A 20,753-nucleotide genomic window follows, 5' to 3' on the forward strand; every position below is an offset into this window, starting at 1 on the left:
GCCATGGGGTTTCGCCTCTGGACACGGCTCGCCGCCCATTCGCGCAAGCGCGGGGAGGGCGGCTTGGGTTTCCAGCGCTACGACACCACGGCAGGCCGCGGGAGCGCTTCACTCTTATGGGTTTTGGGTGTTGCAGGGCCGCAGGCAGCTGTCAGCCAGGCTGGAGCGCCACGCGGGACATGTTCAGCACGGTTGCGTGTCAGGCATCCGGCGATGGCCGGGAAGGCCGGTGAGCCGCTAACATGGCCGCCCCGCGGGCGGTGGTCGCGCACTGTGCCGGATTCGTCGGAAGCTGGGCTTCTGGCCCTGAGTAACTTCCAACGAAATCAATCCCTTATCTCGCCCCCCGAGTGTAACAGAATAAACAGCCTGATGACCGCCCAAGACCCGACCAAACCCGCTGGCGACAAGCCTTCCGTGCGCATGATCACCGTTCCCGCCGACCGCGCCGGCCAGCGCCTGGACAACTTCCTGCTCGGCCAGCTGAAGGGAGCCCCGCGCAGCCTGGTGTACAAGCTGGTGCGCAGCGGGCAGGTTCGGGTGAACGGCGGCCGCGCCAAGGCCGAGCGCAAGCTGGAGGCGGGCGATGAGGTGCGTGTGCCGCCGGTCCGTCTCAGTGAGGAAGGAGACAAGGCCGGCCCGCCAGAGGCGTTCATGCGCCGGCTGGAGCAGGCCATCGTCTTCGAGGACGCCCGGCTGCTGGCCCTGAACAAGCCCTCCGGCGTGGCCAGCCACGGCGGCAGCGGCATCAGCTTCGGTGCCATCGAGACCCTGCGCGCCTTGCGCCCGGGACAGACACTGGAGTTGGTCCATCGGCTGGATCGCGACACCTCGGGCCTGCTGATCGTGGCCAAGAAGCGTTCGGCGCTGAGCGAACTGCAGGCGCTGTTGCGTGAAGACCACGGCGCCGGCATCCGCAAGCGCTACCTGACCCTGTTGGCCGGCCGCATGCCGGACGGTGTGATGACCGTCGACGCGCCGCTGCACGTGGGCCTGCGCCAGGGCGGCGAGCGCCATGTACAGGTCAATGCGATCGGCAAGCAATCGATCAGTCACTTCCGGGTGCTGGAGCGCCGCGGCGGCCATTCGTACTGCGAGGTGCGCATCGAAACCGGCCGCACCCATCAGATCCGCGTGCATGCCCAGCATCTGGGCCATCCGGTGGCCGGTGACGACAAGTACGGTGATCCGGCAGTCAACAAGCGGCTTCGTGAGCAGATCGGGCTGAAGCGCCTGTTCCTGCACGCGGCCTCGCTGGAGTTCGCACTGGACGACGGCAAGAGCCCGTATGTGCTGAACGCGCCGCTGGCCGATGAACTGGTCGAGGCGCTGGATCGCCTGCGCTGACGGCGGTTCGGCCGTGTTGCGCGAAAGCCGGTCGAGCATGGCTCAACTCTACAGGGCGGACCGGGAACCCCTCACCATTTGAACAGCACCAGGCTGATCGCCAGCGTGCCCATGCCCGCCACCAGCCCATAGACGGTTTCGTGGCCCTTCGCATAGCGCTTGGCGGCCGGCAGCAGCTCATCCAGTGCCAGGAACACCATCACGCCGGCAATCAGCCCGAACACCCAGCCGAAGGTGGCGTGCGACAGCGACCCGGACAGCAACCAGTAGCCGAGCGCGGCGCCCACCGGCTCGGCCAGGCCCGACAGCAGGCTGGCGCTGAATGCATAGGCCTTGTTCTGGGTGGCGAAGTACACCGGCACCGCGATCGCGATGCCCTCGGGGATGTTGTGGATGGCAATCGCAAAGGCCAGTGGCATGCCCACCGACGGGCTTTCCAGCGTGGCGAAGAAGGTCGCCAGCCCTTCCGGGAAATTGTGCGCGGTGATCGCCACCGAGGTCAGCAGCGCGACCCGCTTCAGGTACTCGCGGCTGTTTTCGCGGAACGCGGGATCCTGCTTGTCCAGGCTGTCATGCGGGTTGGGAATGAAGTGGTCGATCAGCACGATCACGATCACGCCCAGCAGGAACGCCAGGGTGCCGTAGGTGAAGCCGGTGCGCTCGCCATGGGCCAGTGCGAACGAAGCAATGGATTTGTTGAGGATTTCCGACAGCGACACATAGACCATCGCGCCGCCGGCGAAGGCCAGGCCGAAGGCCAGCAGGCGCGGGCTGGGGCGGCGCGAGAACAGCACCAGCAGGCTGCCGATCGCAGTGGCGAGGCCGGCCGCGAGGGTGACCGCCAGCGCAATCCAGATGTTTTCGGGGGGAATCTGCAGCATCTACCGACGCAGTCCTGGTCAACAGACAACCGCCCCGGACAGGGCCGGGGCGGCGAGGGCGAGGCGGGCGCCGGCTGGCCTCGTCGGGTGCGTGCGATCAGCCGCCGCGGCGCAGGCGCTCTTCAATGGCGAAGCACTGGTCCGGCTTCGGCTGCGGCGGGTTGAAACTGACCGGCACCTGGATGGTGGCCGGCACCGGCTGGCCATTGCGGGTCGCGGCCTTGAACTGCCAACCCTGCACGGCGGTTTTGGCCAGTTCGTCCAGCTGCGGGTTGCCCGCGCCAGTCAGCAGGGCGACCTCGCTCGGCTTGCCGTCGGTTCCGATGGTCACCTTGAACGTGCTGGTGCCGCCCACGCCCATGCAGGCCAGTTCAAGCGGGTACTGCGGCGGCGGCGTCTTCACTGCTGCGACTTCGGTCGGCGGCGGCGGCGGTGGTGCCGGCGGTTCGGATGAGCCGCAGCCGGGCAGGCCGGCCGCAGCGATCAGGGACAGGCTCAGCAAGCGTACGTTCATGGCAGTTGCTCCGTCAGGGCCGAAGTCTTTGCCGCGCAGATGAAGTCGTTCTCGCTCAGACCGCCCACGTCGTGGGTGGAAAAGCGCACGACCGCGCGGTCGTAGTGCACGCCCAGGTCCGGATGGTGGTCCTCGCGGTGTGCAATCCAGGCCAGCGCGTTCACGAAGGCCATGGTGGCGTAGTAATCCTTGAAGCGGAAGGTGCGCGTCAGGGCCTGCCCGCCCTCGCTCAGCTCCCAGCCGGGAACCTGCGGCAGCAATTCGGCCAGGCGGGCTTCGCCGAGCTTGTGGTCGCTGCCTTTGCGTGGCACGCAACGGGCCTGGGCCAGTGGAATCAGGTCGGCCATGGGAATCTCCACCTCGTGTTGACTGAACAATGCGCCGGACGGTGTATAAACCGAATGAGCGGCTGACGCTTACTTGGCTAGAATAGCCTGATGATCCAGATCTCCGACACTGCCCAGACCCATTTCCGCAAGCTGATCGAACGCGAGGGCGTGCCTGGCATGGGCGTGCGCCTGAGCGCGGTCGACCCCGGTACCCCGCGCGCCGACGCCCGGCTGGAGTTCGCCGAACCCACCGACCTGCTGGGCGACGAGTGGGCGGTGGACTGCGATGGCTTCACCCTCTATGTCGATGCCGGCAGCGTTGGCTGGCTCGACGGTGCCGAGATCGACATCGTCGCCGGCACCGCCGGTGCCCAGCAGCTGACCATCAAGGCGCCGCGCATCAAGGGTGAAGCGCCCGGTGATGCGGCCTCGCTGGTCGAGCGCGTGCACTGGGTGGTGGAGAACGAAGTCAATCCGCAGCTGGCCTCGCATGGCGGCAAGGTGGCCGTGCAGGAAGTCTCGGCCGACGGCGTGGTGCTGCTGCGTTTCGGTGGTGGCTGCCAGGGCTGCGGCATGGCCGACGTGACGCTCAAGCAGGGCATCGAAAAGACCCTGATGGGCCGCGTGCCGGGCGTGACCGCCGTGCGCGACGCGACCGACCACGACAGCGGCCACGCGCCGTACATCCCGCGCGACAACGTCGCCTGATCGCTGACGCGTGCCTCTGACCCGGGCCGAGCAACTCATCGATCTGCTGCTGGCCCGCCAGCAGCCCCGCGCCGTCCTTGAGAAGACCACGCGCCTGCCTTATGGCTGGGCGTTGTGGCTGCGCTCGCTGGGGCCGCTGCCGCGGCCGTTGCATGCCCGCGAAGTGATTGCGGTATTGCTGCCGCGTCCGCTGCCCGCCCGGCCAGGCCAATCGCCGCAGTTGTCACCGTGGCAGGCGTTGCGCCGTCTGTTCTGGCAGGACTGGGACGCTGCGCCGCGCGACCAGCGCTGGATGCGCTGGACCTCGGCGCTGATCAGCGCACTGCTGCACCTGCTGTTCTTCATGCTGCTGCTGTGGGTGGCGGTGATCCGCACCACTGCGCCAGACGAAGAGGGCACCGACGGCGAGCGCGTGCAGGTGGAGTTCGTCGGCCGCGCGACCCAGGAAGGTGGGGGCGATCAGCCAGGCGCCGAAGTCGCTGCGGCCGCCGCGGCAGGTCGGGTTGCGACGGGGCAGCAGGCGGGCGCCGCCACGGCTCCTGCTCCGCGCCCGGCGACTGCCGAAGCCGCCGCATCGTCCCCTGCATCCGCGCCGACCGCCAGTGTTCCTCCGCCGCCAGCCGAAGCCGAGCCGGCGCCGGTTGCCGCGCCGCCGCCTTCACCGGTCCAGGCCACCGAAGTGGCGCAGGCCAGCACGGATTTCGTGGTGCCGCCGGTCAGCGTGCCGCGAACCGAAGTCAGCGTCGTGCCGCGGGACAGCACGCCCAGCGTACGCGAGCGCAGCGTGCAGCCGGTGCACGCGCCGCCGGCGCCTGCCCAGGTGCGCACCCCGGAGCTGGCCGTGCGCACACCACAGGTGCGTGACATCCAGGTGCGCGAACGCGAAGTCAGCACCGTCGAAGCGCCGGTCGCGCCCAAACCGCTGCGCAGCCCTGAAATGCAGGTGCGCGTGCCACAGCAGGACGTGCAGGTGCGTGAACGTGAAGTGCAGGTGGTGGCCGATCCGCAGGTGCGGATGGCGGCGGTGGCCGGGCGTGAGCCCGCCGTACGCGCGCCCACCGGCCGTGATGTACAGGTGCGGGAGCGTGAAGTGGCCCCGGCACCGGCGGCGGCACCGGCATCCTCCAGTGGCAGTGCCACCGTGACGCCTGCGGCTGCGGCCCAGGGCAGCGCGGCGCAGACGAGCAGCAGCAACCGTCCGTCGGCCTCCAGCAGCACACCGGCAAACGCGGGAGCGCGCCCGGCCCCCGATCCCGGCAACTGGGCGACACCGGCCAAGGGCGATGACTGGGGATCTTCCAGCCGCAGCCGCGACGGCAGCAATGGCGGTGCCCGCCAGGCCAGCGCCGCCGGCAGGGGCAATGGCCTGTTCAATGCCGATGGCAGCGTGCGCGTGCCGGGCCAGGACGGCGATGGCCACGCCGAGCGCGGTGCGCCCGGGGGCGCCAACGACGGCTGGAGCAAGGAGCGCATCGCGCAATCGGGCACATGGCTGAAACGTCCGCCGTACGACTACACGCCGACGTCGTTCGACAAGTACTGGGTGCCGCAGGAATCGCTGCTGGCCGAATGGGTGCGCAAGGGCGTCAAGGCGATGGAGATTCCACTGCCGGGCACCAACACGAGGATTTCCTGCGTCATTTCGATCCTGCAGGCCGGCGGTGGCTGTGGCCTGACCAACCCCAACATGCAGGACCAGCCGGCCGTGGCACGGCCGCCGCCGGACATTCCGTTCAAGAAAGAGCTGCAGGAAGATAACGGGAGCCGGTAGGCAAGGGGCGCCACGCCTGGCTGGCTCGTGCTTTGGTGGATGCCAACCTTGCTTGGCACAGAAGCGCCGACCAAGGTCGGCCTCTACCCAGGCACTGGCCTTACGTGCTCTGTGACAGGAACACCCAGAACGGCACATCGCGACCGACCCAATCGCGGCTGGCTTCATCCATCACGTCCAGCAGGGTGTCGAAGTCCTTCTGCGCGGCGGCGCGCAGCGCGTCCACGTCGCACAGGAACAGCGCGTAGCCGTTGGCCGGCAGCCATTGCAGATCACGCAGGTTGTCCGACAGTGCATCCCAGTTGCCGCCGAAACCGGCCGGGAAATCCAGTTGCGCGGCGAGCCGGGCGAGCAGGGTGCGCTTGTCCGTCACGCCTTCCAGGTCGATGCGGATCACCTTGAGGCTGGCATCGCGCATTGCTGCGGCCAGTGCGCCGATGTCATCGCTGTCGATGGCATAGACACCGGCATTATTGATGTCATGCAGGCCGAGGCCGAAATCATCGTGGCTCATCATTGCGCTCCCTGGGCCGGTACGGTGAAGCTGCGGAACGATTCGTAGTGGTCGTCGGTGTAGTACCACGCCTCCGGCGGATCGCCGCCGGTGACGATGCGGCGCGTGCCACGCGTGCGTGCACCGGGGGTGTCGACGGTGTACTCGCGGTAGTAGCCACGCGGACGTTGCGGCAGTTGCTGCTCGCGGTTGCCGAAGGTGGTGCCATCCTGACGGTGCGGGAACGGGCCGCCACGCTGGATCAGGGCGATGGTCGCGCGTGCTTCGGTGGGCAGGAACGCGGGCAGGCCGTTGTCCCCTCCGGGCGTGGCCGTGGCAGGCGCCCGTGTGGTCGGTGTTCCCTGCAGGTCCGGTGCGAACTGTGGCGTCGGCGGCCGCTGCAGGAAATGGTTGGCGACCAGGCCGAGCAGCAGCAGGGCGATGGCGGTGATCAGCAGCCGGGGGTTGCGCATGGGCAGGGGCGGGCGAGGGTGGTGCACGCACTGTAGCGCCTGCGCGCTGCATGGTGCATGAGGGCGGCGCCGCGTCACTGCTGCGTAACAATTGCCGTCGTGCTCACTGGCAGGACGCAATTTCCTTTACATCCCCCTTGGTAATCTGATGGTCTGTCCCCATCATTCACCGCGCACCGCCCGACATCGTCGGGTGCCCTCGCAATCAGGAGATGCATCATGGCCTACACCCTGCCCAAGCTGTCCTACGCCTACGACGCGCTGGAGCCGCATATCGATGCGGCGACGATGGAAATCCATCACACCAAGCATCACCAGACCTACATCAACAACGTCAACGCGGCGCTGGAAGGCACCGAGTACGCTGACCTGCCGGTCGAAGAGCTGGTGAAGAAGCTCAAGTCGCTGCCGGAGAACCTGCAGGGCCCGGTGCGCAACAACGGTGGTGGCCATGCCAACCACTCGCTGTTCTGGACCGTGATGGCTCCGAATGCTGGCGGCAACCCGGTGGGCGACGTGGCCAAGGCCATCGACAAGGACCTGGGCGGTTTCGACAAGTTCAAGGACGCCTTCACCAAGGCGGCGCTGACCCGTTTCGGCAGCGGCTGGGCGTGGCTGAGCGTGACCCCGGACAAGAAGGTCGTGGTCGAGAGCACCGGCAACCAGGACAGCCCGCTGATGGAAGGCAACACCCCCATCCTCGGCCTGGACGTGTGGGAGCACGCGTACTACCTGAAGTACCAGAACCGCCGCCCGGAATACATCGGTGCGTTCTTCAACGTCATCGACTGGAATGAAGTCGAGCGTCGTTACCAGGAAGCGATCGCCTGATCGCGGTGACGGGATGAGTGGAAAGGCCGGGGGAGACCCCGGCCTTTTCTGTTGCAGGACTCATTCGGTAGTGCCGGCCGCTGGCCGGCAATCGTGTGGTCCCGAGGGAGCCGGCGAGCGACCGGCACGACCTATTCGGCGGTGGCCGTATCGTCCTGCAGGCGCAGGGTTGCCAGCACGCCCAGGCGCAGTCCGGGCAGGTCGCCGTCGGCGGGCAGCAGGATCGGCTGCTGGCGGATGCCGCCGAAGTGCTTGACCTGGAACAGCACGTCCAAGCCGTGGCCACTGGCGCCGCCGCCACTGGCCGCAGGCGGCTCGGGGCGGCCGCCGGGATTGCGCCGTGCCGGCTGGAAGCCGGGCGTGCTCCGCACCAGCTCCACCGTGCTGGCCGAAAAGTCGCCCGCGATCAGGCTGGGCATGCCTTCGGCGGTGGCGCCGATCCAGGTCATCAGGTCGCTGGTCTGGTGTTGGCGGGCGGGGGCCTCGTCCGGGTCCGGGCGCAGCCGCGCCACATAGATGTTGACCAGCGCCTCGCCCAGCTTCAGCCGCATCATGCCGGCCGCACTGAAGGTGCCGGGAGGATGCAGCAGGGTCACGCCGTCCTCGCTCACCGGCAGTCGGGTCAGCATGGCGTTGCCATGGCGCAGTGGCTGGCTGGGTGGGTCGGCGGTGACGAAGTCGCAGCTGTAGCGCAGCCGGCTGGCCAGCCAGCAGGCCGGGTTGCGGCCTTGCTGCTGCAGCACCTGCTGCACCGAGATCACGTCCGGCTGCAGGTCGGCCAGCAGTTGAGCGACCTGCTCGCGACGCTGCTTCCATTGCGCGTCATCGCGGCTGGGCAGCTCCAGCGCGGCTACCGTCAGCTGCCGAGGTTCGCTCTCACTGGCAACGGCGGCCGGCGCCTGTGGTCGTGCCTGCGCCTGCAATGCCAGCAACAGCGCAAGGCAGCTGAGCAGGAGGCGGGCGGGGGCGAGGGGGCGCATAACGATAAGTTTACGCTTTTGTCGTGCAGGTGCCGTGACTTCCGGCAGGGCCTGCACTGCCTGCCATGGATTGGCACCGTTGTCATGCAGCCCTGCAGCGTGCTTCGCAAGCCCTGGTTCCGGTAACCTTGCGCCTTTCGCTTTGCAGGAATGCCTTACAGGATGAGCCACGACGCAGTCGCCCCCATCGCCGGCCAAGGAAAGATGCCGCGCCAGATTCCGTACATCATCGGCAATGAGGCCTGCGAACGGTTCAGTTTCTACGGGATGCGCAACATCCTGGTGCAGTTCCTGATCACCTCGCTGCTGCTGCAGGAAATCACTGCGGAAGGCCGTGCTGGTGAAGCCAAGGACATCATGCACAGCTTCATGATCGGCGTGTACTTCTTCCCGCTGCTCGGTGGCTGGCTGGCCGACAGGTTCTTCGGCAAGTACCACACCATCCTCTGGTTCAGTCTGGTCTACTGCGCCGGCCACCTGTGCCTGGCGCTGTTCGAGAACAGCCGCGAGGGCTTCTTCCTCGGCCTGGGCCTGATCGCGCTGGGTGCCGGTGGCATCAAGCCGCTGGTGGCCTCGTTCATGGGCGACCAGTTCGACCAGAGCAACAAGCACCTGGCCAAGATCGTCTTCGACGCCTTCTACTGGATCATCAACTTCGGCTCGCTGTTCGCCTCGCTGCTGATCCCGCTGGTACTGAAGAACTGGGGTCCGCAGTGGGCGTTCGGTATCCCGGGCATCCTGATGTTCATTGCCACCTTCGTGTTCTGGCTGGGCCGCAAGCGCTACGTGCTGGTGCCGCTGCCGCCGAAGGATCCGCATTCGTTCGCCAACGTGGTGCGCACCGCGCTGACCACGCGCGTGGCCGGCCAGGGCCGTCCGGGCCTGGTGATCGCCGTGCTCGGCCTGGCGCTGGCTGCGGCCTCGTTCGGCCTGGTCGGCTCGCTGGGCATCGTGATCTGCCTGTGCCTGGCGCTGGTGTCGATCCTGGCGGGCATCGGCGGTGGCACCTGGCTGCAGCTCGATCGCGCCCGTGGCCAGCATCCGGCCGAAGCCGTGGAAGGCGTGCGCTCGGTGCTGCGCGTGCTGGTGATCTTCGCGCTGACCACGCCGTTCTTCTCGCTGTTCGACCAGAAGGCCTCGACCTGGGTCCTGCAGGGCCAGCAGATGCAGATGCCGAACTGGTTCACCGCCTCGCAGATGCAGGCACTGAATCCGCTGCTGGTGATGATCCTGATTCCGTTCAACAACCTGGTGCTGTACCCGGCCCTGCGCCGCTTCGGCTTCGAGCCGACCGCGCTGCGCCGCATGACCGCCGGCATCGCCTTCAGCGGCCTGGCCTGGATCGTGGTCGGCGGCATCCAGGTGGTGATGGACGGCGGCAACGCCATGTCGATCTTCTGGCAGATGCTGCCGTATGCGCTGCTGACCTTCGGTGAGGTGCTGGTCTCGGCCACCGGCCTGGAGTTCGCCTACAGCCAGGCGCCGCAGGCGATGAAGGGCGTGGTGATGAGCTTCTGGAACCTGACCACCACCATCGGCAACCTGTGGGTGCTGCTGTCGAACGCTGCCGTGCGCAACGATGCCGTGACCCACAGGATCGCCAGTACGGGCCTGAGCGAAGCGGCGTTCCTGATGTTCTTCTTCGCCGGTTTCGCCTTCGTCGCGGCGTTGGCCTTCGGTTGGTACGCGAAACGCTATCGTATGGTCGACAACTACCGTAGCGCCTGAGCCTGACATGACCCCCGTCAATCTGCTGCTGATCGCCATCACCGCCATCCTGTCGTGGATGGCGTTCAACAACCGCAAGCTGGCCGATCGCCTGATCCTGTGGCCGCCGGCCGTCGACCGCCATCGCCAGTACGACCGGCTGGTGACCTATGGCTTCATCCATGCCGACTGGTCGCACCTGATCTTCAACATGATCACCCTGTTCTTCTTCGGGGGATTCATCGAGAGCGTGATGGTGCAGTTGACCGGCAGCTACCTGACCTACCCGGCGTTCTACATCGGCGCGCTGCTGGTCTCGATCCTGCCCAGCTACCTGAAGAACCAGAAGAACCCGAACTACCTCAGCCTCGGGGCATCCGGTGCGGTGTCGGCGGTGCTGTTCGCCTTCATCCTGATCAAGCCGTGGTCGATCATCCTGGTGTTCTTCATCCCGGCACCGGCGATCATCTACGCCGCGTTCTACGTCGGCTACAGCATCTGGATGGACAAGCGCGGCGGCGATCGCATCAACCACAGCGCGCACCTGGCAGGTGCGGCGTTCGGCGTGATCTTCATGCTGGCCATGCAGCCGAGCATCTTCAACCACTTCCTGCGCGAACTCTCCAACCCGACCTTCCGCCTGGGCGGCGGTTGATGCGGGTAGCGGGGCGGATCGGGTCCGATCCGCCCCGGCCGGGTCAGGCCGCGGTCTGCTGGCCGTAGGTATCCAGCAGGCGGGCGAACACTTCCTCGCCGATGCGCTGGAAATCCTGATCCTCGGTCTGCCCTTCCACCGCCAGTTGAAGCAGGCCCTCCAGCAGGGCGCGGTCGGTATCGGAATGGGAATTGCTGGCGTGCATGGGAGCCTCCACGGTGGTGCGCATGGTCAACGGTCGCAAGGGTCGTGCCAGCCTGGCCGTACCCCTCCATAGGCGATAGCGGCCGGCCCGCCTCCAGCTTGAGGGCGAAAACTGACGTGAATGGACTGGACTTGCCCCTGTTCAGGCTTCACGCGATCATGGCGCCCGGCTGCGCACCATCCACGCAGTCGCCGCAGGAGACAGTTCCATGGCTTCGGTCACGCCCCCCGGTCTGGCCTACGAGGTCGAACACGACCTGGCCAACCACCGCTTCACCGCCCGTGTGCGAGGACAGCTGGCGGTGCTGGACTACCAGATCAAGCGCAAGCGCATGGTGATCACCCACACCGAGGTGCCCGAGCCGATCGCCGGCCGTGGCATCGCCGGTGAGCTGACCCGCGTGGCACTGCGTTTCGCCCGCGAGCAGAAGTACAAGGTGGTGCCGGCATGTTCCTACGCCGAGGCTTTCCTGCAGCGCCACGAGGAGTACCACGACCTGCTCGTTGGCTGAATGCCAGCGGGCCACGCTTCAGCCATGGCAGGCGATGATGTACAAACATGAACAGGGGATCCCGATGAAGATTGGAAACAACCGGCCACTGCACGGCAGCGTGCTGGCCGGCGTGGTGGGCGTGCTGTTGCTGGCCGGTTGCCAGCGTGAAAGCGAGCCGGCGCCGGCGACCGACGCGGCGCCCGCCGCCGAAGCCACCGCCGCCGGCGAGACGCCGGCCACGGAAGCGCCGCTGGACCTGCGCGACGTGATCGAGAACAACGAGCGTGAGGTGGTGGGCATCAGCTACCCGGCGGGTATCGACCGCTACCCCGGCCTGGCGCGCGCGCTGCAGGACTATGCCACCAGCGCACGCAGCGACCTGCAGCAGGCGCTGGACGGGCTTGGCAACGACAAGCCGACCATGCCCTACGAGCTGTCGCTGAGCTTCGAGAAGCTGCTGGAAACGCCGCAGCTGGTAGTGGTCAGTGCCGATGGCAGCCGCTATACCGGTGGCGCCCATGGCGAACCGCTGGTGGCGCGCTTCGTGTGGCTGCCGGCGCAGCAGCAGATGCTCAGCGCCGACAAGCTGGTGGCCGATGCCAAGGGCTGGAAGGCGATCAGTGAGTTCGTCGCCGACCAGCTGCGCGAACGCGTGGCCACCCGCCTCAGCGGCGAGGACATGGACCCGGCCCAGCTGCAGGAATCGCTGCGCAACGCATCGCGCATGATCGCCGACGGGACCGGCCCGCAGGCCGACAATTTCAGCCAGTTCCAGCCAGTGACCGACGACAAGGGGCAGATCACCGCGCTGCGCTTTGTTTTCCCGCCGTACCAGGTGGGTCCATACTCGGACGGCACCCAGACCGCCGATGTGCCGGCGGCGGTGCTGTTGCCGCACGTGGCCAAGGACTACGTGGAGCTGTTCGCACGCGGTTGACCGCAGTCGAGGAGGTGGCGTGGATATAGGGTTGCAGGAGCGGGTCGCCGGCCTGCTCCACGAAGCCGGGGTCCGCATCGGCGGCACCCAGCCACAGGACATCCAGGTGCATGACCCGCGCTTCTTCGCGCGGGTCATGGGCCAGGGCTCGCTCGGCCTGGGCGAGAGCTACATGGAAGGGTGGTGGGATGCGAACGTCCTGGATGAATTCCTCGTCCACCTGATGCAGGCGCACCTGGATGAACGGGTGCACGGCTGGCGCGAAGTGGCCGATGCGCTGAAGGCGCGCCTGTTCAACCTGCAGGCGGGGCAGGGCAGCTACGAGGTCGGACGCCGTCATTACGACCTGGGCAACGATCTCTACCAGGCCATGCTCGGCCAGCGCCTGGTCTACAGCTGCGGCTATTGGCGCAACGCCGATGATCTCGACGCCGCACAGGAAGCCAAGCTCGACCTGGTCTGCCGCAAGCTGGGCCTGCGCCCGGGCCAGCGCGTGCTGGACATCGGCTGCGGTTGGGGCGAAGCGCTGAAGTTCGCCGCTGAGCGCTACGGTGTCAGTGGCGTCGGCGTGACGATTTCGCAGGAGCAGGCCGAGTTCGCGCGGAACCTGTGCGCGGGCCTGCCGATCGAGATCCGACTGCAGGACTACCGCGAGCTGGACGAACCGTTCGATGCGATTTTCTCGATCGGCATGTTCGAGCACGTCGGTGACAAGAACTACGCGGGCTTCTTCGAGGTGGCCAAGCGCTGCCTGTCGCCGCGCGGCCTGCTGCTGTTGCACAGCATCGGCACCAACATCTCCCGGCATCGCACCGATCCGTGGATCGCGCGCTACATCTTCCCCAACTCGATGCTGCCGTCGGCGGTGCAGATCACCAAGGCGTTCGAAGGCCGTTTCGTGCTGGAGGACTGGCACAACTTCGGCACCGACTACGACCTGACCCTGCAGGCCTGGCGGCGCAACGTAGAGGCGGCGTGGCCACGGCTGGATGCGCGCTACGACGAGCACTTCCGCCGCATGTGGCGCTTCTACCTGGCCGGGTCGATGGCCACCTTCCGCTGCCGGCACGCGCAGCTGTGGCAGCTGGTGCTGTCGCCGGAAGGCGTGCCGGGTGGATACGTGGCGCCACGCTAAAGGGTGCGCGGGGGGGGGGGGGAGAGCGGGCCGGATGCGACACTCACTGACGCCAAATCCGTGTGTTGCACGGTCTGCTCCGCGCGTGGGCGTCGTCGACGCTAAGCTGTTGGGTCGGCGGGATTACCGCATTCCTGAAGGCGTTGCAGCATGGGTTGGGACATCACCTACCATCCAGTCGCGGATTCGGAGATCCGTGACATCTATTTCCGTGCGCTGGAGGACGTGACGCTGGTCGAGGCGCTGCAACAGCGGTTCCGGATCGAGCCGTTCTACATGGAGCAGTTGCAGGAACGCATCGACGAGGCCCGCGCGATCAGCGCCGAAGTGCCTTTCGAGAAGGGGCACGCGTTGTACCTGGCGATCGTGGCCGGTCACCTGCGCCGGTATCATTACCTTCGCGGGAGCGCCCTTTCGTTCTTCATCGACGACCCAGTGATTGCCCGTTATTTCGCGGACTGGCGGCAACTGGTGCCGCCGCAGTGGGCGGACGCCGCTGCCGGAAACCACCTGCGCGAGAACTACGGTGGTGGTGTGTTCATCACGCATGACCGGCTGAAGCAGATGCGCGCGGACTACGGCGGGGACAATCAACTGCGTGCGCGTCTGGACGAGCTGTTTTCCGATGGTCGACTGGCCGTGTTCTGGAGCGTTGTCGATGATGCCATCGGCAAGGAATGCGGATTGCTGGAAGCAAGCGAGGTGGTCGAGCCGAACCCGATGGACCTCAATGCATCGACCAGCCTGAGCAATCTACTCAACTGCGCCCCCGATGGCGCGTTGCTGTACGCGGAGGCCGCCGCGGCCCAACTGCAGGAGTTCCTGGGCGCCCATACCTCTCCTGCAGTTGCTCCAAAAAGCCGATGGTGGGAGCGGCTGTTCCGGCGGTGACCGGAGATCATCCACGGATGGATGGGATCTACCGGGACTGCAGTAGATCCACGCCATGGGTGGATGCCACAAAAAAACCGCCCGGTCTCCCGGGCGGTTTTCGTTTCACGCTACCGCGCAGGCGATCAGTTGCCGGCGCCGGTCAGGCCACGCTTTTCCAGCAGCGGTTCGATCTGCGGCTCGTGGCCGGCGAAATCGCGGAACAGCTGCATCGCGTCGACGCTGCCGCCCTTGGACAGCAGCGTGGCGCGGAAGTGGTCGCCGTTCTTGCGGCTCAGGCCGCCATTGTCCTTGAACCACTTCTGGGTGTTGGCGTCGAGCACTTCCGACCAGATGTAGGCGTAGTAGCCGGCCGAATAGCCGCCCATGATGTGGCTGAAGTACGGGGTCTTGTAACGCGGCGGAACCGGCGCGTAGTAGATGCCGTCCTTCTCCAGCGCGGCGCGCTCGAAGGCCATCACGTCCTTGGCCGCCGGGACCTGGTCGGCGCCGATCTGGTGCCAGCGCTGATCCAGCATGGCCGCACCCAGGTACTCGGTGGTGGCGAAGCCCTGGTTGAACTTGGCCGCCGCCAGCACCTTGTCCAGCAGCGCCTGCGGCATCGCCGAACCGTTCTGGTAGTGCTTGGCGTAGTTCTTCAGGATGACCGGGTTGTCAGCCCACATCTCGTTGACCTGCGAGGGGAACTCGACGAAGTCACGCGGCACCGAGGTGCCCGAGAAGTACGGGTACTTCACGTTGGAGAACATGCCGTGCAGGGCGTGGCCGAACTCGTGGAAGGTGGTGTTCACCTCATCCCAGGTCAGCAGGGTCGGCTGGCCGGCCGGCGGCTTCGGGATGTTCAGGTGGTTGGCAACCACCGGCTTGAAGCCGGTCAGCTTCGACTGCGAGACGTAGGAGTTCATCCACGCGCCACCGCGCTTGGAGGCGCGTGCATACGGGTCGAAGATGAAGATCGCCAGCTGGCTGCCGTCGGCATCGAACACGTCGTAGACGGTCACGTCATCGTGATAGACCGGCAGGTCGGTGCGCTGCTTGAAGGTCAGGCCGAATTCCAGGTTGGCGGCATGGAACACGCCGTTCTCCAGCACGTTCTTCATTTCGAAGTACGGCTTCAGCTGCGACTCGTCGAAGTTGTACTTGGCCTGGCGCACCTTCTCGCTGTAGAAGGCCCAGTCCCACGGTTCCAGCTTGAACGTCGGCTTGCCTGCGGCCTTCTGTTCCTGGTCGATCATCGCCTGCAGGTCGGCGGCTTCGCGCTTGGCGTTGGCCACCGCGGCCGGGGCCAGCTTGCCCAGCATCGCGTTGACCGCTTCGGGGGTTTTGGCGGTCTGGTTGGTCAGGTTGTAGGCCGCGAAGTTCGGGAAGCCCATCAGCTTGGCCTTGTCGGCACGCAGCTGCATGATGCGCGAGACCAGCGCGGTGTTGTCGAACTCACCGCCACGGCTGCCACGGCTGACCGATGCTTCGTAGATCTTCTGGCGCAGGGCGCGGTTGGCCAGGTTGGTCAGCGGCGGCTGGCCGGTGGTGTTGAGCAGGGTGATCACGTACTTGCCGTCCTGGCCGCGGGCCTTGGCGGCTTCGGCGGCGGCGGCGATCTGCTCCTTGGACAGGCCGTCCAGCGCCTTGATGTCGTCGACGGTGATTGCCGAAGCGTTCACTTCCGACTGCACGTTCTGGCTGAACCTGGTGCCCAGGTTGGCCAGCTCGGCGTTCATCTCCTTCAACTTGGCCTTGTCGGCCTCGGACAGCTTGGCACCGGCGCGCACGTAGTTGTCGTAGTACTTCTCGACCAGGCGCACACCTTCGGCGTCCAGGCCCAGCTGGCTGCGGGTGTCATACAGCGCCTGGATGCGGGCGAACAGCTTGCCGTTCAGCGCGATCGCATCGCTGTGCGCGGCAAACTTCGCCGAGTAGTCGGCCTGCAGCTTCTTGCGGGTGTCATTGGTATCGGCGCCGACCAGGCTGAAGAACACGGTGGTCGCGCGGTCGAGGATGTCACCGCTCTTTTCCAGGGCGATGATGGTGTTGTCGAAGGTCGGCTTGGCCTTGTTGTTGGCGATCGCTTCCACTTCCTTCAGCTGCTGCGCCATGCCGGCGTCGAAGGCCGGGGCGAAGTCGCTGTCCTTGATCCGGTCGAACTGCGGATAATGCAGGGGCAACGGGCTTTCGGCGAAGAACGGATTGGCCTGCTGGGCATTGGTGCTGGCAGCCGGGGTGGCGGCGCCGGCCGAGAAGGCGGGCAGGGCAAGGCCGAGGGACATGGCCACGGCAAGGGCAAGGCGGGTGGTCAAGGCAGGAACTCCGGTAAGGCAAACAAGGGCCCGAGGGTAACCCGGCCGGCGGCGCCCGCACTTGTGTCAAAAGGCATGCTGGCGGGTCCGGGCGCGGGTACCATGCATTTACCGCCCACGGCCCGCCACCATGACCACCGCCTACGATTTCAGCTTCCGTGACCTCGACGGCCATCCGCAGGCGCTGGCCCGTTATCAGGGCCACCCGTTGCTGCTGGTGAACGTCGCCAGCCGCTGTGGCTTCACCCCGCAGTACACGGGGCTGGAACAGTTGTGGCAGGACTACCGCGAACGCGGCCTGGTGGTGATCGGCTTCCCGTGCAACCAGTTCGGCGCGCAGGAGCCCGGTGATGCCGCGCAGATCCGCCAGTTCTGTTCGCTGGACTATCCGGTCAGCTTCCCGCTGTCGGAGAAGATCGAGGTCAACGGCGAGGGCGCTGATCCGTTGTGGGCCTGGATGACGCACGAAAAGCGTGGCCTGCTCGGCAGTGCCCGCATCAAGTGGAATTTCAGCAAGTTCCTGGTCGATCGCCAGGGGCAGGTGGCGTCGCGGCATGCGCCCACCACCAGGCCGGAGCAGTTGCGCAGCGCGATCGAAGCGCTGCTGTGAGGTAGTGCCGGCCGCTGGCCGGCAACCCCGTGGGCCAGGAAGCGCCGGCCAGCGGCCGGCACTACCATTGCAGCATCACTTCTCGACGAACGCGCGCTCGAACACGTAGTGGCCCGGTTGGCCGATGCGCGGCGAAACCTGGAAACCCCGGGCATCGAGCACGGTGCGAAGGTCGGCCAGCATCTGCGGGCTGCCGCAGATCATCGCGCGGTCGTTTTCCGGGCTCAGTTCCGGCAGGCCGAGGGTGCGCTGCATCTCGCCGCTCTCCATCAGCTGGGTCAGGCGGCCCTGGTTGGCGAACGGCTCGCGGGTGACGGCAGGGTAGTACAGCAGCTTGTCGCCGATCATCTCGCCGAGGAACTCGTGCTCACGCAGTTCCCTCTCGAAGTAATCGCGGTAGGCCAGGTCCTTTTCATAGCGCACGCCGTGGCACAGGATCACCTTCTCGAAGCGCTCGTAGGTTTCCGGGTCCTTGATGACCGACAGCCACGGCGCCAGGCCGGTGCCGGTGCCCAGCAGGTACAGGTTCCTGCCGGGATGCAGGTCGCTGATCAGCAGGGTGCCGGTGGGCTTCTTGCCGACCAGTACCTTGTCGCCCGGCTTGATGTGCTGCAGGCGCGAGGTCAGCGGGCCGTCCTGCACCTTGATGCTGAAGAACTCCAGCTGTTCTTCCCAGTTGGCACTGGCAATGGAATAGGCGCGCAGCAGCGGTCGCGCCTCGGTTTCCAGGCCGATCATCACGAACTGGCCGTTCTCGAAGCGGAAACCGCTGTCGCGGGTGGTGGTGAAGCTGAAGTAGGCATCGGTCCAGTGACGGACCTCAAGCACCGTTTCGGCGCCGAAAGCGGAGGACATGGGCGTATCTATCGAAAGTCGTCGGGGGTGATTCTATCTCAAATGAGACAAGTTCTCATTGGGCGGAACGAGAGGCGTTCTCAGCGGTAACCCGCCGCCTGCAGCTCGAACAGCTCGGCATAGCGGCCGCCCTGCGCCATCAGCTGCGCATGGGTACCGCTGGCCTCGATCCGGCCATCGGCCAGCACCAGGATGCGGTCGGCCATGCGTACCGAGGAAAAGCGGTGGGAAATCAGTACGGCGGTGCGATTATCCGCCAGTTCCCTGAACCGCTGGAACACCTCGAACTCACTGCGGGCATCCAGCGCTGCCGTTGGCTCATCCAGGATCATCACCTGCGCATTGCGCATCCATGCGCGGGCAATGGCGATCTTCTGCCATTGGCCACCGGACAGGTCCACGCCCTGCTTGAAGCGGCGGCCGATCTGCTGGTCGTAGCCGCCGGGCAGGTCGTCGATCACTTCCTCGGCCATGCCGCGTCGCGCCGCGTCAGCGATGCGTGCCTGGTCGTCCATCGCCTCGACCTGGCCGACGCCGATGTTCTCGCCGGCGCTGAGGTTGTAGCGCACGAAATCCTGGAAGATCACCCCGAGATTGGCGCGCAGGTCATCCAGGTCGTAATCGCGCAGGTCGCGGCCATCGAGCAGGATGCGGCCTTCGTCCGGTTCGTACAGCCGCGCCAGCAGCTTCACCAGGGTGGTCTTGCCGGCGCCGTTCTCGCCGACCAGGGCCAGCACTTCGCCGGCGTGCAGCTGGAAATCCAGATGGCGCACCGCCCACTGTTCGGCATCGGGGTAGCGGAAGCCGACGTTCTCGAACACGAAGCCCTGGCGGATCGGCTGCGGCACGCGCACGGCCCCATCGCGCGAGTGGATTTCCGGCTGGATCTGGAAGAACGAGAACAGGTCATCCAGGTACAGCGCCTGGCTGGCCACCTGCGAGAAGCCGATCAGCAGGCCTTCCAGCAGCTGGCGCAGGCGCAGGAAGCTGCCGGCGAGGAAGGTCAGGTCGCCGATCGAGAAGTCCCCGCGCACCGTGCGCCATGCGATGTAGGCGTAGGCGGTGTAATACCCCAGCGTGCCCAGCGCAGCCAGCAGCGTGCCCCAGAACGCGCGGCGCCGTGCCAGGGCGCGGTTGGCCTGGAACAATGCCACCGACAGGCGCCGGTAGCGCTCCACCAGGAAGCGGTGCAGGTTGTAGATCTTCACTTCCTTGGCCGTTTCCACGCTGGCGCCCAGCTGGCGCAGGTAGTCGAGCTGGCGGCGCTCGGGCGTCCACTGGAAGTTGAGGCTGTAGCCGGCCGCGTTGAAGTGCGATTCGCCGATGAAGGCCGGCACCAGTGCCAGCGCCAGCAGCAGGATCAGCCACGGCGCGTAGACCAGCAGGCCAACGGCGAGGCTGGCCACGGTGATCGCGTCCTGCACCTGGCCGAACAGCTGGCTCATCAGGTTCATCCGGCCCATGGTCTGGCGCCGTGCACGGTCCAGCTTGTCCTGCAGGTCCGGGTCCTCGAAGTCCTCCAGATCCAGCGTCGCGGCGTGTTCCATCAGGCGGATGCTGGTGGCGTTGGCGAACAGTTCGGAGAGCAGGGCATCGGCATAGCTGACCAGCCGGCCGAGCAGGTCCGAGGCGATGGCCAGGCCGAATTCCAGTGCCAGCAGGCCCAGCAGTGGATTGAGCAGGCCGCTGGACAGCGCCTCGCCCAGCGGCGGGAAGCCGGCATCGTGCTGGCTCAGCTGCAGGGCGCTGTCGATGATCAGCTTGCCGACGTAGAGCATCGCCACCGGCAGCAGCGCACGGATCAGGCGCAGCCCCAGGCTGGCCAGGGTCAGCGCCGGACTGGTCTTCCAGACCATGCGCAGGAAGGGGGGCAGATTGCGCATCGCCCTGAAGCGCTGGCGCAGGCTGGGTTTCTTCGCGGCGGCAGCGCCAGCGGTGGGGGAAGCAGGCATGCGCGTATTGTGCGCGCCTGATACGTGCAGATGGGGTCAGTGCAGCCGTGTGGCCGGCACCGGGGTCAGAGCCCTTCGCGAAGCGAAGGGATCCGACCCTCCCGCATCCACGCATGGCGTGGATCCACCCTGCCAACCCGCAGAAGAGCCAGCTTTTGCCGTTGCTCCAGCTGTTGCTCTGGCCTCTGCGGGTGCCGGGCGGCAGCCCGGCCAACAGGACCCTTTTACGGCAGCGGCGGCAGCAGCCCCGCACCCAGCCGGTTCCAGGCATTGATCACCGCAATGCCCATGCTCAGGTCACTGATGCCCTTCGCATCGAAGTGCGGTGCCAGCGCATCGAACGCTGCCTGCGACGGCGCACCGTCGGTCAGCCGGGTCAGCGCCTCGGCCCAGTCCAGTGCCGCGCGTTCGCGCGCGTCGAAGAAGCGGCTTTCGTGCCAGGCGGGCAGGGTGTCCAGCTTGCGCGGCTCGATGCCGCCCTTGCGCAGCGCGGTGCCATGCATGTCCATGCAGTAGCCACAGCCGTTGAGCTGCGACACGCGCAGGAACACCAGTTCCATCAGGGTCGGGTCGATCGAGCTGTCATGCACCGCCTGGCTGGTGGCCAGCAGGCCCTTGAAGGCCTCGGCGGCCAGGCGGGTGTAGGGGACGCGGGGGGAGGTGTGATCGGACATCTTGGGCTCCACGGCGGC

At 66.6% G+C, this 20,753-nt stretch carries 22 protein-coding genes; 11 read left to right on the forward strand and 11 right to left on the reverse strand.

Going from position 1 to position 20,753, the window contains the following annotated elements; translation table 11 throughout:
* The first annotated feature begins 372 nt into the window (after positions 1-372).
* Entirely contained in the window at positions 373-1,347 is a 975-nt protein-coding gene (locus tag AC5P66_RS08140; RefSeq protein ID WP_262257130.1) for an RluA family pseudouridine synthase, read from the forward strand.
* Between the two features lie 71 nt (positions 1,348-1,418).
* Here the strand turns inward: AC5P66_RS08140 and zupT are convergent, their stop codons facing one another.
* The 3 genes from zupT to AC5P66_RS08155 form a co-directional block, all read right to left on the reverse strand.
* Positions 1,419-2,228, reverse strand: coding sequence for a zinc transporter ZupT (zupT, locus tag AC5P66_RS08145; RefSeq protein WP_049417245.1), 810 nt, complete (start codon positions 2,226-2,228; stop codon positions 1,419-1,421).
* A 97-nt stretch (positions 2,229-2,325) separates the two neighbouring features.
* Positions 2,326-2,742 carry an energy transducer TonB gene (locus AC5P66_RS08150; RefSeq protein ID WP_049417243.1) on the reverse strand — a complete coding sequence of 139 codons (417 nt, stop codon included), beginning with the start codon at positions 2,740-2,742 and terminating at the stop codon, positions 2,326-2,328.
* Positions 2,739-3,089, reverse strand: coding sequence for a 4a-hydroxytetrahydrobiopterin dehydratase (locus AC5P66_RS08155; protein WP_021203009.1), 351 nt, complete (start codon positions 3,087-3,089; stop codon positions 2,739-2,741). The genes AC5P66_RS08150 and AC5P66_RS08155 overlap by 4 nt, the downstream gene beginning before the upstream one ends.
* A 90-nt stretch (positions 3,090-3,179) precedes the next feature.
* On the opposite strand from AC5P66_RS08155, the gene AC5P66_RS08160 reads away from it, so the two are divergent.
* Both AC5P66_RS08160 and AC5P66_RS08165 read left to right on the forward strand, forming a co-directional pair.
* Positions 3,180-3,779 carry an NfuA family Fe-S biogenesis protein gene (locus AC5P66_RS08160; protein WP_049417239.1) on the forward strand — a complete coding sequence of 200 codons (600 nt, stop codon included), beginning with the start codon at positions 3,180-3,182 and terminating at the stop codon, positions 3,777-3,779.
* A gap of 10 nt (positions 3,780-3,789) precedes the next feature.
* Complete coding sequence (locus AC5P66_RS08165) at positions 3,790-5,550, forward strand: hypothetical protein (protein ID WP_495216180.1); 1,761 nt, start codon at positions 3,790-3,792, stop codon at positions 5,548-5,550.
* Between the two features lie 100 nt (positions 5,551-5,650).
* Here the strand turns inward: AC5P66_RS08165 and AC5P66_RS08170 are convergent, their stop codons facing one another.
* Together AC5P66_RS08170 and AC5P66_RS08175 are read right to left on the reverse strand one after the other, a co-directional pair.
* The gene (locus AC5P66_RS08170; protein WP_049417235.1) at positions 5,651-6,064 is read right to left on the reverse strand and encodes a barstar family protein; all 414 of its coding nucleotides are present in this window, start codon (positions 6,062-6,064) and stop codon (positions 5,651-5,653) included.
* On the reverse strand, positions 6,064-6,516 hold the full coding sequence (locus AC5P66_RS08175) for a guanyl-specific ribonuclease (protein WP_049417233.1): 453 nt from the start codon (positions 6,514-6,516) through the stop codon (positions 6,064-6,066). The genes AC5P66_RS08170 and AC5P66_RS08175 overlap by 1 nt, the downstream gene beginning before the upstream one ends.
* A 219-nt stretch (positions 6,517-6,735) precedes the next feature.
* Here AC5P66_RS08175 and AC5P66_RS08180 point away from each other — a divergent pair, with 219 nt between their 5' ends.
* Positions 6,736-7,347, forward strand: a complete 612-nt coding sequence (locus tag AC5P66_RS08180) for a superoxide dismutase (protein ID WP_005410310.1) — start codon at positions 6,736-6,738, stop codon at positions 7,345-7,347.
* A gap of 131 nt (positions 7,348-7,478) precedes the next feature.
* Here the strand turns inward: AC5P66_RS08180 and AC5P66_RS08185 are convergent, their stop codons facing one another.
* A complete protein-coding gene (locus AC5P66_RS08185; protein ID WP_495216181.1) occupies positions 7,479-8,327 on the reverse strand; it encodes an endonuclease/exonuclease/phosphatase family protein in 849 nt (282 codons plus the stop codon).
* 162 nt (positions 8,328-8,489) lie between these two features.
* On the opposite strand from AC5P66_RS08185, the gene AC5P66_RS08190 reads away from it, so the two are divergent.
* A complete protein-coding gene (locus AC5P66_RS08190) occupies positions 8,490-10,055 on the forward strand; it encodes a POT-type proton-dependent oligopeptide transporter (protein ID WP_049417228.1) in 1,566 nt (521 codons plus the stop codon).
* A 7-nt stretch (positions 10,056-10,062) separates the two neighbouring features.
* A complete protein-coding gene (locus tag AC5P66_RS08195; RefSeq protein ID WP_049417227.1) occupies positions 10,063-10,689 on the forward strand; it encodes a rhomboid family intramembrane serine protease in 627 nt (208 codons plus the stop codon).
* Positions 10,690-10,732: 43 nt separating this feature from the next.
* On the opposite strand, the gene AC5P66_RS08200 is transcribed toward AC5P66_RS08195, so the two are convergent.
* Positions 10,733-10,894: a hypothetical protein gene (locus tag AC5P66_RS08200; RefSeq protein WP_014037806.1), complete on the reverse strand. Its 162-nt coding sequence runs from the start codon at positions 10,892-10,894 to the stop codon at positions 10,733-10,735.
* Between the two features lie 208 nt (positions 10,895-11,102).
* Between AC5P66_RS08200 and AC5P66_RS08205 the strand changes: the two genes are divergently transcribed.
* The 4 genes from AC5P66_RS08205 to AC5P66_RS08220 all read left to right on the forward strand — a co-directional run bounded on the left by AC5P66_RS08205 (position 11,103) and on the right by AC5P66_RS08220 (position 14,350).
* Positions 11,103-11,405: a GNAT family N-acetyltransferase gene (locus AC5P66_RS08205; RefSeq protein ID WP_005417588.1), complete on the forward strand. Its 303-nt coding sequence runs from the start codon at positions 11,103-11,105 to the stop codon at positions 11,403-11,405.
* A 37-nt stretch (positions 11,406-11,442) separates the two neighbouring features.
* Positions 11,443-12,324 (forward strand): DUF3298 and DUF4163 domain-containing protein, encoded by an 882-nt coding sequence (locus tag AC5P66_RS08210; protein WP_049440648.1) that lies wholly within the window; start codon positions 11,443-11,445, stop codon positions 12,322-12,324.
* A 19-nt stretch (positions 12,325-12,343) separates the two neighbouring features.
* Positions 12,344-13,459: a cyclopropane fatty acyl phospholipid synthase gene (cfa, locus tag AC5P66_RS08215; protein ID WP_099496115.1), complete on the forward strand. Its 1,116-nt coding sequence runs from the start codon at positions 12,344-12,346 to the stop codon at positions 13,457-13,459.
* A 150-nt stretch (positions 13,460-13,609) separates the two neighbouring features.
* Entirely contained in the window at positions 13,610-14,350 is a 741-nt protein-coding gene (locus AC5P66_RS08220) for a hypothetical protein (protein WP_495216182.1), read from the forward strand.
* A 125-nt stretch (positions 14,351-14,475) separates the two neighbouring features.
* Here the strand turns inward: AC5P66_RS08220 and AC5P66_RS08225 are convergent, their stop codons facing one another.
* Complete coding sequence (locus AC5P66_RS08225) at positions 14,476-16,644, reverse strand: M3 family metallopeptidase (protein ID WP_049439383.1); 2,169 nt, start codon at positions 16,642-16,644, stop codon at positions 14,476-14,478.
* Positions 16,645-16,774: 130 nt separating this feature from the next.
* Between AC5P66_RS08225 and AC5P66_RS08230 the strand changes: the two genes are divergently transcribed.
* Positions 16,775-17,254 carry a glutathione peroxidase gene (locus tag AC5P66_RS08230; protein ID WP_099487238.1) on the forward strand — a complete coding sequence of 160 codons (480 nt, stop codon included), beginning with the start codon at positions 16,775-16,777 and terminating at the stop codon, positions 17,252-17,254.
* 75 nt (positions 17,255-17,329) lie between these two features.
* Here AC5P66_RS08230 and AC5P66_RS08235 read toward each other — a convergent pair whose 3' ends face one another.
* The 3 genes from AC5P66_RS08235 to AC5P66_RS08245 form a co-directional block, all read right to left on the reverse strand.
* Complete coding sequence (locus AC5P66_RS08235; protein WP_005417572.1) at positions 17,330-18,109, reverse strand: ferredoxin--NADP reductase; 780 nt, start codon at positions 18,107-18,109, stop codon at positions 17,330-17,332.
* A gap of 80 nt (positions 18,110-18,189) precedes the next feature.
* Positions 18,190-20,061 (reverse strand): ABC transporter ATP-binding protein, encoded by a 1,872-nt coding sequence (locus tag AC5P66_RS08240; protein ID WP_049439378.1) that lies wholly within the window; start codon positions 20,059-20,061, stop codon positions 18,190-18,192.
* 224 nt (positions 20,062-20,285) lie between these two features.
* Entirely contained in the window at positions 20,286-20,735 is a 450-nt protein-coding gene (locus tag AC5P66_RS08245) for a carboxymuconolactone decarboxylase family protein (RefSeq protein WP_099494577.1), read from the reverse strand.
* Positions 20,736-20,753: the final 18 nt, after the last annotated feature.

It is taken from the genome of Stenotrophomonas sp. YJH_SMC_122 (assembly GCF_059369535.1).

What these genes read in the sequence shown, in the direction of transcription:
- AC5P66_RS08140 (WP_262257130.1), top strand. Translation starts at nt 373, where the DNA reads ATGACCGCCCAAGACCCGACCAAACCCGCTGGCGACAAGCCTTCCGTG.
- zupT (WP_049417245.1), bottom strand. Translation starts at nt 2,228, where the DNA reads ATGCTGCAGATTCCCCCCGAAAACATCTGGATTGCGCTGGCGGTCACC.
- AC5P66_RS08150 (WP_049417243.1), bottom strand. Translation starts at nt 2,742, where the DNA reads ATGAACGTACGCTTGCTGAGCCTGTCCCTGATCGCTGCGGCCGGCCTG.
- AC5P66_RS08155 (WP_021203009.1), bottom strand. Translation starts at nt 3,089, where the DNA reads ATGGCCGACCTGATTCCACTGGCCCAGGCCCGTTGCGTGCCACGCAAA.
- AC5P66_RS08160 (WP_049417239.1), top strand. Translation starts at nt 3,180, where the DNA reads ATGATCCAGATCTCCGACACTGCCCAGACCCATTTCCGCAAGCTGATC.
- AC5P66_RS08170 (WP_049417235.1), bottom strand. Translation starts at nt 6,064, where the DNA reads ATGAGCCACGATGATTTCGGCCTCGGCCTGCATGACATCAATAATGCC.
- AC5P66_RS08175 (WP_049417233.1), bottom strand. Translation starts at nt 6,516, where the DNA reads ATGCGCAACCCCCGGCTGCTGATCACCGCCATCGCCCTGCTGCTGCTC.
- AC5P66_RS08180 (WP_005410310.1), top strand. Translation starts at nt 6,736, where the DNA reads ATGGCCTACACCCTGCCCAAGCTGTCCTACGCCTACGACGCGCTGGAG.
- AC5P66_RS08185 (WP_495216181.1), bottom strand. Translation starts at nt 8,327, where the DNA reads ATGCGCCCCCTCGCCCCCGCCCGCCTCCTGCTCAGCTGCCTTGCGCTG.
- AC5P66_RS08190 (WP_049417228.1), top strand. Translation starts at nt 8,490, where the DNA reads ATGAGCCACGACGCAGTCGCCCCCATCGCCGGCCAAGGAAAGATGCCG.
- AC5P66_RS08195 (WP_049417227.1), top strand. Translation starts at nt 10,063, where the DNA reads ATGACCCCCGTCAATCTGCTGCTGATCGCCATCACCGCCATCCTGTCG.
- AC5P66_RS08200 (WP_014037806.1), bottom strand. Translation starts at nt 10,894, where the DNA reads ATGCACGCCAGCAATTCCCATTCCGATACCGACCGCGCCCTGCTGGAG.
- AC5P66_RS08205 (WP_005417588.1), top strand. Translation starts at nt 11,103, where the DNA reads ATGGCTTCGGTCACGCCCCCCGGTCTGGCCTACGAGGTCGAACACGAC.
- AC5P66_RS08210 (WP_049440648.1), top strand. Translation starts at nt 11,443, where the DNA reads ATGTACAAACATGAACAGGGGATCCCGATGAAGATTGGAAACAACCGG.
- AC5P66_RS08220 (WP_495216182.1), top strand. Translation starts at nt 13,610, where the DNA reads ATGGGTTGGGACATCACCTACCATCCAGTCGCGGATTCGGAGATCCGT.
- AC5P66_RS08230 (WP_099487238.1), top strand. Translation starts at nt 16,775, where the DNA reads ATGACCACCGCCTACGATTTCAGCTTCCGTGACCTCGACGGCCATCCG.
- AC5P66_RS08235 (WP_005417572.1), bottom strand. Translation starts at nt 18,109, where the DNA reads ATGTCCTCCGCTTTCGGCGCCGAAACGGTGCTTGAGGTCCGTCACTGG.
- AC5P66_RS08240 (WP_049439378.1), bottom strand. Translation starts at nt 20,061, where the DNA reads ATGCCTGCTTCCCCCACCGCTGGCGCTGCCGCCGCGAAGAAACCCAGC.
- AC5P66_RS08245 (WP_099494577.1), bottom strand. Translation starts at nt 20,735, where the DNA reads ATGTCCGATCACACCTCCCCCCGCGTCCCCTACACCCGCCTGGCCGCC.